The organism is Echinicola jeungdonensis, assembly GCF_030409905.1.
In the GTDB taxonomy this organism is placed as follows: Bacteria; Bacteroidota; Bacteroidia; order Cytophagales; family Cyclobacteriaceae; genus Echinicola; species Echinicola jeungdonensis.
Genome location: NZ_JAUFQT010000001.1, coordinates 2,468,068 through 2,481,013 on the forward strand (window position 1 = coordinate 2,468,068; position 12,946 = coordinate 2,481,013).

The window sequence follows — 12,946 nt, forward strand, 5'->3', positions numbered from 1 at the left end:
GAAAGGAGCTTTAATTGTTTATAAATGATTATTAAATCTGAGCTTCAAGCTTCTGGGCCAAAACAGCTTTTGGCACGGCACCAACTTGCTTATCAACTACTTCACCACCCTTGAAGAACAATAAAGTAGGTATACTTCTAATGCCAAACTTGGATGCAACAGCAGGGTTGGCGTCAACGTCAACTTTGCCGATCACTGCTTTTCCTTCGTATTCTCCAGCAATTTCTTCCACTACCGGACCGATCATCTTACAAGGTCCACACCATTCAGCCCAAAAATCTACCAAGATAGGGTGCTCTGATTTAATGATTTCTTCAAAGTTTGCGTCAGTAATTTCAATTGCTTTTGCCATTGTATTGTTTGTTTAAGATTTTCTGTTTTTCAAATATAATACTCTAAAGTATTTTGGGATTCTTTTAGTTCCTTGAATCCCAAAATTATTTTTGGAATTGGGGTAAAACAAAGTCGGTCAAACCTTAGAATCCCTTGTTTTTTTGACTTAAATGATTTTACAAACCACCTCGGGAAGTGCTTCCAGTTCCTTGATCATTTCATTGGAAGGATCTATGGTGTATTTTTTAGACATTAAATCAAGGGCAATTTCCTCTTTTCTATCAGTAATATTGATAAATAGTTTGGCTTCACCTTTGTATTTACTGGTTATAGATTCAAGCCTTTCCATAAATTCCAAAGTTAAATCATCCAATTCAACATTAAGCCGCAGGCCTTTGATCATTTTGCTTCGGACCTCATTGAGCAACATGATATTGTTGACCTTGAATTCCAATTCATCCTCCCTCCATTTTTTGGAATGAACTGAGCCAGTAAAGTAAAGGAACCAGCCAGTCATAAAGTATTCTTTGTACTTAATATAATCTTCTCCAAAGAAAAAGAAAGTATGCCCTCCTTGATAATCCTCTACTGTTAGGGTGCCGAAAGGATTGCCGTTTTTGGTGGTCCTATGAGCAAATGAAGTGACCACTCCAGCCGCTTTTATATTTTCTCCCTTCGTCTTTAGGGCTTCCAAATTGGAAAATTCCGATAGGGGAGTGTTGGTGAAGGATTCAAATTCTACTTTGAATTGGTCCAATGGGTGGCCGGAGATATAAAGGCCCACTACTTCTTTTTCAATGTTTAATTGCTGCAATTGAGAAAAGGGTTCCAATGGAGCAATAGTAGGCATGGGAACCTCCATTCCTTCCCCTCCTCCAAACAAAGAAACCTGTGAGCTTTCTGCTTCCTGGGCTTTCTTTTGAGCATATTTCACAGCCTTTTCCAGCAATGTTGCATCATTTTCATGGGCTTCCAGGTATAATCTGCGGTGATGATCAGGGAAACAATCAAAGCCTCCGGCCATGGCAAGGGATTCCAGGGTCTTTTTATTCACCGCCCTAAGGTTTACCCTTTGGGTAAAGTCAAAGATATCTTTGTACGGCCCATTTTCCATCCTTTCTTCAATGATGGAATGTACAGCAGCACCCCCAGCACCTTTAATGGCCGCCAGACCAAAACGGATTTGTCCTTCCTGGTTTACGGTAAACCCTTCCTTTGATTCATTGACATCCGGCCCCAATACTTGAATGCCCATACGCTTACACTCTTCCATGAAGAAAGTTACCTGAGAGATGTCATTCATATTATTACTCAGGACCGAGGCCATATATTCTGCAGGATAATGCGCTTTTAAGTAAGCAGTTTGATAGGCTACCCAGGCATAACAGGTGGAGTGGGACTTGTTAAAGGCATAAGAAGCAAAGGCCTCCCAGTCTTTCCAGATTTTTTCGAGTTTGGTTTTGTCATGTCCTTTTTCGGCTGCCTGGTTGATGAACTTGGGCTTCATCTTATCCAATACATCCCGGAGCTTTTTACCCATGGCTTTACGGAGTACATCAGCCTCACCTTTGGAAAAGCCTGCCAACTTCTGGGACAAAAGCATCACCTGCTCCTGGTAAACGGTAATCCCATAAGTTTCCTTGAGGTATTCTTCCATGTCCTCCAGGTCATAAGAGATAGGTTCCAGGCCGTGTTTCCGCTTAATAAAGCTAGGGATGTATTCCAATGGCCCCGGACGATAGAGGGCGTTCATGGCTATAAGATCAGCAAAAACTGTGGGTTTCAGCTCCCGCATGTATTTCTGCATACCGGGGGATTCATACTGGAAGATGCCGACAGTTTCGCCCCGCTGAAAAAGTTCATAGGTGCCCTGGTCATCAATGGGGAAATTTTCGGGGTAAAGTTCCTTCCCGTGCCTTTCCTTGACGATTTTTACGGCATCCTTGATCAGGGTAAGGGTCTTTAAGCCCAGGAAGTCCATTTTTAACAAGCCGGCATTTTCTACCACCGAGTTGTCAAACTGGGTGCAGTACATGTCTGAATCCTTGGCAAGGGCAACCGGGACAAATTTCGTTATATCATCCGGAGTGATGATCACCCCGCAGGCGTGAATTCCCGTGTTCCTTACTGAACCTTCCAGGATTTTAGCTTGGTTAATGGTTTTGGCCAGGTCATCATTGCCTTTAGAAATACGGATCAGCTCATAAGCCTTGTCAATGTTCTCCTGATTGTTTTTAAGTTTATCGGCGAGCTTGCCACGGTCATTTGCCAGGCCAAATAGTGCTTTCAGCTTGATGTCCGGAACCAATTTTGCCAACCTATCGGCATCTGAAAGGGGTAAATCTAATGCCCTTGCGGTATCCCGGATAGCAGATTTAGCTGCCATGGTTCCATAGGTGATGATTTGGGCGACCTGGTTGGCCCCGTATTTTTCGATCACATAGTCGATGACTTTTTGCCTTCCATGGTCATCAAAGTCAATATCGATATCGGGAAGGGAAACCCGGTCTGGGTTCAGGAATCTCTCAAAAAGGAGATCGTAACTGATGGGGTCAATGTCTGTAATTCCAATACAATAGGCTACAGCGGAACCGGCTGCAGATCCCCTTCCAGGTCCTACGGAAACGCCCATTTTCCGGGCCGCGGTTGTGAAATCCTGGACAATCAGGAAATATCCCGGGTACCCCGTATTGGCAATAATGGATAGTTCAAAGTCTAACCTTTCCCGGATAACATCTGTAATCTCATTGTATCTCTTTTTTGCCCCCTCATAAGTTAAATGTCGCAGGAAGGCATTTTCCCCCTTTTACCTCCATCCTCATTGTCTTGCGGGTCTTGGAATTGCTCCGGGATATTAAACTTGGGTAGCAAAACCTCCCTGGCCAATTTGTAAGGTTCTACCTTGTCAATAATTTCATTGGTGCAGGAAATGGCTTCCGGAAGGTCTGCGAAAAGCTTTTTCATCTCTTCCGGTGTTTTAATGTAGAATTCCTCATTAGGGAAGCCATACCTGAATTCCCGGCCTTTTTTTCCTATGTATTTTTTTGGTTTATCCACCTTTTCCCCATCCTTAACACAAAGCAGGATGTCGTGGGCTTTGGCGTCCGTTTTGGTGTTGTAATAGGTGTTATTGGCAGCAAAATATTTGACACCATACTTTTTAGCCAGTTTTAATAGTACTTCATTTACCTTTTCCTCTTCAGGGATTCCATGACGGTTGAGTTCCACATAAAAATCCTCCCCAAATTGCTCTTTCCACCAAACAAAGGCTTCCTCTGCTTGGGTTTCTCCAACGTTGAGGATCAAAATGGGTATTTCTCCCCAAAGGCCTCCAGTAGTTGCAATGATGTCATCTTTGTACTGGACCAATAATTCCTTGTCAATCCTGGGGACATAATAAAATCCCTGGGTATAAGCAAAGGATGCCAGTTTAGCCAGATTATGGTAGCCGGCTTTGTTTTTGGCCATTAGGACCGCCTGGAAACCATCATCCTTATTGGTTTTATTTTCGTGTTCCCGGCAGATATTGAACTCACATCCCACAATAGGTTTGATATTATTGGCCATGGCTTCCTTTACGAAATGGAAAGCAGCCATCATATTACCATGGTCGGTCATGGCAATGGCCGGCATATTGAATTCCTTTGCGCGGGCCACCATGGAGGGGATTTCCGATGTGGCCTGTAGGATAGAATATTGGGTATGGACATGCAGATGACTGAAAGGGACATCTTCCAGCTCACTAATGTCTGCTTTCTTTGCTTGTTTGATGATGTCCTGGGCAGCTTGCTTTTGGTTGTCTTGGGCTGCTGCAAAATTAGCGGCTTCCAGTTTGGGGGCCTCATATACCACCTCTTCCACTTTCACTCCTTTTTCAGGCGGCCAAACTTTTTGTGTGATCAGTCCAAAGAAACACTTTGCAGTGGCGTCCACATCATAAGCGGCATCGTGGGCATCATCAAATCCTGCCTGGAATAGCTTTTTATGCAGTTCGGTCAGGGTAGGCCATTTGTACTTGCCTCCTTTACCTCCTGGAATGGCACAAAAATCAGTGGAAATGTCTTTGGTGTCCAGCTCCTTTTTTTCAAGGAGCTGCATGGGCAGCTCAGCCCTTAAAAATTCGGCTCCGCAGACATTAATATCAAACCCAATATTGTGGCCTACAAGGTACTGGGCTTTGTCTACATCCTTTTGGAATATTTCCAAAACCTTTTTGAGTTCATGGCCTTCTTTTTGGGCCCTTTCGGTGGAAATGCCATGGACTTTCTCCGCATTGTAAGGAATGGTGAAACCTTCCGGTTTTACAATAAAATTATCACGGGACAGGAGTTTGCCCTTGGCATCATGAAGTTGCCAGGCCAACTGGACCAGCCGGGGCCAATTGTCCAGGTCGGTAAGCGGGGCATTATAATCCCGGGGTAAACCGGTGGTTTCGGTATCAAAAATAATATACATAAGCAATCCTTGATTTTCGGGAATCTAAAATAGGGGTAAACTTTGGATTCTGCCAATGCCTTTCGAGGTTTTAGCCATTTAAATTTTTAGGGTAATACTATAGAAAATTGAGTCTTGCAAACCGATAATTATAGGTGATTTTTAATGTTTGAATTTCCTTTTTTTCGCCAGGTTGGGTAGAATAGAATGTTGGGGTTTGGTGCTTGGTTGGATGGTTAAGTGGTTGATAAATAAGGGAAAATATATTGAGTGCGCTTTTTTTGTGAATGTTTCAATCATGGCAATCTTGGTTTGTAAATGGCCCCGTGGCTTTTTTCTTAGGGGATTTTTTGTTATATTGAGATATTGAATTTTGGAAGGAAAAAATTAACAAAAACATACTTGTGTATGATTTATTTTTAAATATTTTTAAATAAGTCATAATAATATTATGGGAAAGACAATTATTGTTTCAAACAGGTTGCCGGTTAGTTTAAGGCATAAAAACGGAAAATTCGAATTTAAACCCAGTGCTGGGGGGTTGGCAACTGGATTAGGATCAATTTATAAAGAAGGGGAGAATATCTGGATAGGATGGCCGGGAAATGATGTAGCCGATGCCGAACAAAGGGCTGAAATTATTATCGAGTTACATGAACTAAAAATGGCCCCAGTTTTTTTGACTAGCCGGGATATTGAGCAATTTTATGAGGGGTTTAGTAATGAAACCTTATGGCCGGCATTTCATTATTTTACTCAATATATTAATTATGATGAATCCCATTGGGAGGCTTATGTTAGGGTGAATGAAAAATTTTGTGAGGCCATTTTGAAAAAAGCAGATCCGGATGATACCATTTGGGTCCATGATTACCAATTATTGCTTTTGCCTCAAATGTTAAGAGACCGATTGCCCAATGCCACCATTGCATTTTTTCAGCATATTCCGTTTCCTTCCTATGAAATCATGAGAATGCTTCCCTGGAGGAAGGAAATTCTATCGGGAATGTGTGGGGCTGATTTAATAGGTTTTCATACCTATGATGATATGCGTCACTTTTTAAGTGCAGTAGGTAGGATTCTGGGTTTATCCAATGAAAGTGGATATATCCAGTCTGAGAACAGATTGATCAATGTAGATTCATTCCCTATGGGGATTGATTATAATAAGTTTGCCAAGTCAGCAAAATCCAAAAAGACCAAGGACGTAGTAAAGAAATTCAAGGAGTTGTTGGGCAATCAAAAACTTTTACTGAGCATTGACAGATTGGATTATTCTAAAGGTATCCCTCAGCGGATCAAGGCCTTTGATGATTTTTTAAGCAAAAATCCTGAATACCATGAAAAGGTATCCATGATAATGATAGTGGTTCCTTCCCGTGCGGGAGTTAAATCCTATATCGAATTGAAAGAGGAGATCGATACCTTGGTAGGCCGGATCAATAGTGATTATTCCACGCTCAATTGGGTGCCCATCCATTATTTCTATAGGAGTTTTCCTTTTGAAGAGTTAAGTGCTTTTTACAGTATGTCGGATATTGCCTTGGTGACCCCTCTTAGGGATGGAATGAATTTGGTATGTAAAGAATTTGTGGCCAGTAAAAGTGAAAATAACGGCGTATTGATACTTTCAGAAATGGCGGGTGCCAGTAAAGAGCTTCAGGATGCCATTTTGGTCAACCCTAATAACCTGGCAGGGGTTTCAGATGCCATCAAACAGGCTTTGACTTTGGAAAAAAAGGAACAAAATGCCAGAATAAAATCCATGCAGGATACCATTCAGCGTTATGATGTTTTCCAATGGGTTAAGGTGTTTATGGACCGCTTAGACCATGTGAAAAAAAGGCAATATGATCTGCAATCCAAAGAAGTGGATGCGGAGGTGATCTCTGAGCTTCATGGTTATTATCAGGAATCTAAAAAGCCCATCATCTTTTTGGATTATGATGGCACCTTGGTTGGGTTTAAAAACAAACCTGAAGATGCCTTTCCTGATAAAGAATTGAAAAACCTAATCGATAAGTTGACTAAAAAATCCCAAGTGGTGATTATCAGTGGACGGGATAAAGAAACCTTGGGCAACTGGTTTAAGGATCATGATGTGGACTTGATTGCAGAACATGGTGTTTGGCTTCATAAGAATGATGGGAAAAAGAAGTGGGAGCCTTATGCAGAAGTGGATGACAATTGGAAGCCAGATATCCGACAGGTAATGGAATATTATGTCCAGAGAACTCCGGGAGCTTTCATTGAGGAGAAGCATCATTCTTTGGTGTGGCATTACAGGAAAGTAGAAAGTGGGCTTGGAGATTTGAGAATGAGGGAATTGTTCAGCCATTTGAAATATATGGCAAGGGGGCATAATCTCCAGGTTTTGGAAGGTAATATGGTATTGGAAATCAAAAGGCCCGATATAAATAAGGGCCGAGCTGCCTCATCCTTTTTGAAAGGTAATGGGTATGATTTTGTATTGGCCATTGGTGACGACTGGACTGATGAAGATACCTTTAAGGCCATGCCTAAAAACGCTTATAGCATTAGGGTAGGATATAGTTACACCCAGGCCAATTATAATATAAAAAGTCCAAAAGAAGTCAGGTACCTATTGAACAAATTGACTTAGAATGTAAAAATGATTTTTTCAATATAAAAAATAGGGCTGATCGTAAACTTTAGAGTTAAGGTCAGCTTTTTTTATTGCCTGAATACTTTTGGGAAAACATTATTTGAAATTGAATTCAAAAAAAAGCTTTCCCTTAATGAGAAAGCCTTTTTTAAAATTGTGGTTTTTCTATAGGAAATTGGGTCTGTCCAATTTCAGTCCAATCCGGTAAGCGGCATTCATCAAGCCTACATGGCTATAAGCTTGAGGGAAATTGCCCCATTGACTTCCAGAATGTTGTTCTACATCTTCGGAAAACAAATTGAGGTGATTGCAGTGTTGAATCAAAGTTTCAAACCCTTCCACAGCTTCATCCATTCTGTTGACACAGGCCAAAGCTTCAATGTACCAAAAAGCACAGATTAGGAAAGTGGTTTCAGGGACTCCGAAATCATCCATATGTTTGTAGCGGTAAAACAGATAATCTTTAGCCAAAAGATCCTTCTCCAACATTTTTAAATGATTGTTGGCCCTTTCAATGTCATTTCCAAAATATCCCATGGTAATCAATTGAAGGGTACTGGCATCCATGTTTTTTGTCCCAATTGCTTGGGCATAGGCTTTCATTTCCGGAACATAGCACGATTCAATTTTTTGTTTTGCTTCATGCTTAAGTTGGATGGCTTTGGACTTCATGCCTTCATCTTGGAGCCTTTCTGCAATTTTTATGGCTGCACAGGCTCCAGCCCAATGGAAAAGGAAAGTATAACAATGCTCCTGTTGAATATTTCTAAATTCCCACAGACCTGCATCCTTTTCATTCATGGTCTCTGAAATTTTATCCAGTAGATTATTGATAAAAGGTGCAGAATGGCTTTTTTCTGATTCTATAAACCTTTTATCAGCATACAGTGGTAATAAACTTACCAAGACCTGGCCGTATAAGTCATTTTGAATGTGAGTAAATGCTTGATTTCCAAAACGGACAGGTTTGTTGTCCAGGTAACCGGACAGATCACTCAGTTGCTCCTCCAATACAGCAGAGCCCGTAATGGAATACAGGGGTTGGTAACGTCCCCTGGAATTGGTGGGTAGATTTTGGATGTATTCAAAGTATCGTTCCAATTCCTGGAAATGACCAAGCGAATTGAATACATTAAGGGTATAATAACTATCCCTGATCCAACAATAACGGTAATCCCAGTTTCTGGTGCTTCCAGGGGATTCCGGCAAGCTCGTGGTGGAAGCAGCGATGATGGCCCCAGTATCTTCAAACTGGTGTATTTTTAATACTAATGCTGACCTAACAACTAGGCGTTGATAGAAATGTGGGATACTGGTAGATTTGATCCATTCCCGCCAATATTGGGTGGTGGACTGTAAAAAGGTCTCAGCCGTTTTTTCCACTGCGGCTTCTAAGGGCCTTCCATAAGTGAAAAACAAATAGATGGGCCTTTGCAGACGAAAGGCCATGTCTTCCATGACATAATTGATGGAACAGTTGGTGGTCAGCCTAATTTCCTGTTCAGCTCCCAGATAATCAATATGATTACTGCTCATGGAAGGTTTTAAAACTTTGTTCCCTCTCTCGGTTACTGGACGGCAATTAATTTTAATCCGTGGTTCGCCCTTGATGGGTTCAATTTTTCTGATCACCATCAATGGTTTAAAATAGCGATCAAAATTGTGAAACCGCGGGGCAAAGTCCGTCACAGAATAGGAGTCACCATCTTCATCAAGGGTAATAGTAGTCTTAAGGATGTTGGTGTTTTCCAAGTATTCCTGTTTGGAGTTGAAGTCACCTTTTTCTGGGAGGATGGTAAATTCCCCTCCCTTTTTTCGGTCAAGCATCCCTCCAAAAACAAAGTCACTGTCAAATCGTGGAAAACAAAGCCAGCTAACGTTGGTGTTCTTTTCAATGTGGGCAATATAAGCACAGTTACCAATCAGCCCACTTTCATAAAGGTGTTTCTTCATCTTGTCTTTTTTGATTTCAAAAAAAAATTGATTGGCCATTGGGTCTGCGTTGAAGATAGTAAAAAATTAAAAATGTTTAAATATACTTACTGCCATTTTTACCGGGTCTAAATAGGCCGTATTGCAAGAAATGTGTCCATTTTGAACAAAAAATCCTCTGATTTTATGTTTTAAACCTGTTTTATCGACTCTGGCTATCAAGTTTAATGCATCTGACAATAGATTAAATATCAAATTGGAAACCCCGAAATGTAGTAGAAAAATAAAATGACCCAATTTGAAAGATGTTTTAAAGGTTCTGTCTGGAAAGCATTTGTGTTAGGACACTTTTTTATTAAAGTCTGTCCTGCCCATCTGAAAAAGGGGAGTCACCTAAATAAAAATTAGAAAACCTTTGAAAAATTCCTAAGGGGTAAAATTCAGGATACCGTCATTATTTGCTATACTAACACAAGTTCCTTTTTCTCATTTTTTAAGGGAGGGATGGAGGCTTGATGAATAATAAGTGTGAAAATTCCAGAAATAAAGAGGTTTATCTTTTTCCTTCGTAAGGCATATAAATCACTTTTTTGGTTTCAAAAAAATCCTCTTCAAAGTAATCTTCCAAGTGGTATGGGACATAGGAAAGGTTTAATTCTTCCATTTCCTCGTCTATATCCCCTCCTTTGAGATACAAAATACCGTTTTGCATTTCGTTGAAGTCCTCTTTTTTGAATTTTTTCTTTGCCCAAGGGTAAAAATTGGCCATTCTGGTAACAGCCCGGCTGATAATAAAATCATATTTTCGGTTCAGGTTTTCAGCCCGTACTTGTTGGGCTTCCACGTTGCTTAATTTAAGGGTCTTGGCGATGTCTTTAACAACGGTAATTTTTTTGCCAATGGAATCCACCAGGTGGAACCTTGCTTCAGGAAATAATATGGCCAGCGGAATACCGGGAAACCCTCCTCCGGTCCCAATGTCCAGGATCCATGTTTTTGGTTTGAAAGCCATTACTTTTGCAATCCCCAGCGAATGCAGCACATGGTGGGTGTAAAATTGATCCATGTCTTTTCTGCTGATGACATTGATTTTTTGGTTCCATTCCTGGTACAAATCTCCAAGTGCAGCAAATTGTTCTTTTTGTTGGTCGGAAAGATCAGGGAAGTATTTGAGGATCAAGTCAAGTTCCTGGTTCATGGTTTAATATTTGATTTGGCCATAGAAAGCCACAAAGGTAGTTCTTTAGATTAAAAGATTATAAAAATTGCAAAATATGTATATCCGTAATTATGCTATCGATTTTAATAAATATAAGAAAGTCCAAGAACCAGATTGCCGATAGGCAAGTTTGCTCGAACCTGTTAATGGATAGGGAAAGGTGGTAAATAGATTTGGGATATTATTTTGAAAAAGAATGAATGAGTAAGTCTTCAAATCGAACCGGTCGGTCCAAATAATTTATGAAAGATCAAGGGAGGGTTTTGTTTCGCAAATTAAGGATCCAGGGGAAAAGTTGTGGGCGGGTAAAATCCTGGCAATACTATTTAAGGGTCATTTGGAGGGCATAATCTCAAAATCTATTTTTCGATTTGGGGATTACAAATCCCCTAAAACCGATAGGTGGGAATTTTAATGACGGCCAGCATATTTTTCTTACTTGGTAAATATTGCCTTCTCAAAAGATTTTCGGGGTGAACCCAAATTAACCCTGACCGGTTTAATTTTTTAGGCTTTTTCGTTAAAAATAATATAGTGGTCTTTAGGGCCTGACCAGGGAAGAGCAATCAAAAATCTTAAATCTTCCCTCTAACCTATATATGCTTGTCTTTTCCACGGGCAATTTCATAAAGTAATTCTCTGGACCTGTGCAATTGGGCCTTAACAGTTCCCAAGGGTTTATCCAGCTCCTGAGCTATTTCATCATAGGATAGCTCATCAAAGTAACGGAGTTTGACCAGTTTGCGGTATTTGGCAGGTAGCTTGTCAACAAAAATCCGCACCATTTCTATCCGTTGGGATTTAATGTATTCGTCCTGGGGGTTGTTTTCATCATCCTCTACATCAATATTGACCGAGTTTCCCCCGTCATCAGTTAAAGTGTTGTTTAAGCTCATGGTTTTGAGCTTTTTCTTTCGAATAAAGTCAATGGTGTTATTGGTGGCAATTCTAAAAAGCCAAGTGCTGAAAGTATAGTCTTTTTTAAATTTATGAAGGTTTCGGAAAGCCTTAGCAAAGGCTTCCATTGTCAAGTCTTCTGCATCGTCTGCATCCCGGATCATTTTTAAGATCATGAAATAAACCGCCTTTTTATACCGCTTCATTAGGTTGGCATATGCTTGCTGGTCTTTTTGACCTACGGCCTTATCAATTAATTCAAAATCCTCTAATGCTTTGTCCGAGAACCCTCTTTCGTTTATTTCCATCTAACTGTTTTTGAAAGGTAACCCTTAGTACCAATAATCCAAAAATAACTTAAATACATTAAATCGAAAAACATCGTCCAGAACACTTTTCCCTGCCCTTCCAGTTTCATTCTGGCACCATTTAAGCCTGAGAATTGCAGGAATGCCCTGGTAATAATAATACCAACAAGCAGGGAGATTGGTTCCCATTCTCTGTGAATTCCTAGTAAAATAAGTCCTGATGCCCAAAATACCAGGTGGCTCATAGCATAAATGCCTATCTTAAGTTTGTCTGCAAAGCGGTAATGTTTGCCTGCTTGAAAATGGCGTTTTTTCTGGATGTAATATTCTTTTATGGTGGTTTTGGGGATGGACTTAGTTATGCTTTCGGGATGGATGACCACTGCTGTATTTTTTTTGTGTGCATATCGGTTGATAAATAGGTCATCATCCCCGCCCATGATTTGCCATAACCCATTGAAGGCTTTCTTTTCCATAAAGAAACTCCTGCGGTAAGCCAGGTTTCTTCCTACCCCCATATATGGTGATTTCCAAAGGGCAAATGAAAAATACTGTAAAGCGGTAAGCCAGGTTTCAAATTGGATGAGGGTATTCAAAAACCCTTTTTGAATTTCATATCCTCCATATCCCAAAGCAAAGGTTTTTCCTTGATTTCGAATAGGATAGCTCATGCTTTTGATCCAATTTGGGGAAACAGGCACACAATCAGCGTCTGTGAGGAGAATGACATCATTTTTGGCCACTTTTATCCCAAGAGTAAGAGCATATTTTTTGGGGGTTACATGTTTTGGTGTGTAATCAATGGTGACCGTTCTCAATTTGGGAAATTGTGTCATTAATCTTTCCAATAGGAATCGCGTACCATCATGGGATTGGTCATTGACCACAATAATTTCAAAATTGGGGTAATCCTGTTGAAATAAGAGGGGAATAAGTTTCTCCAGGTTCTTTTTCTCATTTCTCGCAGGAATGATAATGCTAACTCCTTCCTTTTTGTCATCAGAAGAAACCGTGGTGTTTTGCTTGTAAAAAAAGCTTAGCCTTCCATAGATGAGGATCCAATAGATGAATTGTATAAGTGTGGCTATTAAAAAAGCAAGCCATAAAGATGCAATAATCATGGGTGAATTGTTTCGGGGTAAAGATAAAATCAAAAACAGTAACTCTTTTAAGGATAAGCTTATATTTTTGTGCTTC

6 protein-coding genes and 1 pseudogene are annotated in these 12,946 nt (G+C 40.4%); 1 reads left to right on the forward strand and 6 read right to left on the reverse strand.

The features are described 5' to 3' along the window. Positions 1 to 31: 31 nt before the first annotated feature. Both trxA and dnaE read right to left on the reverse strand, forming a co-directional pair. Positions 32 to 352 carry a thioredoxin gene (gene trxA / locus QWY93_RS10220; protein ID WP_290248134.1) on the reverse strand — a complete coding sequence of 107 codons (321 nt, stop codon included), beginning with the start codon at positions 350 to 352 and terminating at the stop codon, positions 32 to 34. A 147-nt stretch (positions 353 to 499) separates the two neighbouring features. Beyond that, positions 500 to 4,788, reverse strand: a pseudogene (gene dnaE / locus QWY93_RS10225) (DNA polymerase III subunit alpha). Positions 4,789 to 5,218: 430 nt separating this feature from the next. Here dnaE and QWY93_RS10230 point away from each other — a divergent pair. Next, positions 5,219 to 7,390 (forward strand): bifunctional alpha,alpha-trehalose-phosphate synthase (UDP-forming)/trehalose-phosphatase, encoded by a 2,172-nt coding sequence (locus QWY93_RS10230; RefSeq protein WP_290248136.1) that lies wholly within the window; start codon positions 5,219 to 5,221, stop codon positions 7,388 to 7,390. Positions 7,391 to 7,558: 168 nt separating this feature from the next. Here the strand turns inward: QWY93_RS10230 and QWY93_RS10235 are convergent, their stop codons facing one another. From QWY93_RS10235 to QWY93_RS10250, 4 genes are all read right to left on the reverse strand, one after another. After that, complete coding sequence (locus tag QWY93_RS10235; protein WP_290248138.1) at positions 7,559 to 9,346, reverse strand: glycoside hydrolase family 15 protein; 1,788 nt, start codon at positions 9,344 to 9,346, stop codon at positions 7,559 to 7,561. A gap of 532 nt (positions 9,347 to 9,878) precedes the next feature. Then, entirely contained in the window at positions 9,879 to 10,523 is a 645-nt protein-coding gene (gene rsmG, locus QWY93_RS10240) for a 16S rRNA (guanine(527)-N(7))-methyltransferase RsmG (RefSeq protein WP_290248139.1), read from the reverse strand. A 614-nt stretch (positions 10,524 to 11,137) separates the two neighbouring features. Then, complete coding sequence (locus QWY93_RS10245; protein ID WP_290248140.1) at positions 11,138 to 11,749, reverse strand: RNA polymerase sigma factor; 612 nt, start codon at positions 11,747 to 11,749, stop codon at positions 11,138 to 11,140. Then, positions 11,740 to 12,870: a glycosyltransferase gene (locus QWY93_RS10250; protein ID WP_290248142.1), complete on the reverse strand. Its 1,131-nt coding sequence runs from the start codon at positions 12,868 to 12,870 to the stop codon at positions 11,740 to 11,742. The genes QWY93_RS10245 and QWY93_RS10250 overlap by 10 nt, the downstream gene beginning before the upstream one ends. Positions 12,871 to 12,946: the final 76 nt, after the last annotated feature.

Excerpts from the sequence above, each read along its gene's own strand:
- trxA (WP_290248134.1), bottom strand. The coding sequence starts at position 352 with ATGGCAAAAGCAATTGAAATTACTGACGCAAACTTTGAAGAAATCATT.
- QWY93_RS10230 (WP_290248136.1), top strand. The coding sequence starts at position 5,219 with ATGGGAAAGACAATTATTGTTTCAAACAGGTTGCCGGTTAGTTTAAGG.
- QWY93_RS10235 (WP_290248138.1), bottom strand. The coding sequence starts at position 9,346 with ATGAAGAAACACCTTTATGAAAGTGGGCTGATTGGTAACTGTGCTTAT.
- rsmG (WP_290248139.1), bottom strand. The coding sequence starts at position 10,523 with ATGAACCAGGAACTTGACTTGATCCTCAAATACTTCCCTGATCTTTCC.
- QWY93_RS10245 (WP_290248140.1), bottom strand. The coding sequence starts at position 11,749 with ATGGAAATAAACGAAAGAGGGTTCTCGGACAAAGCATTAGAGGATTTT.
- QWY93_RS10250 (WP_290248142.1), bottom strand. The coding sequence starts at position 12,870 with ATGATTATTGCATCTTTATGGCTTGCTTTTTTAATAGCCACACTTATA.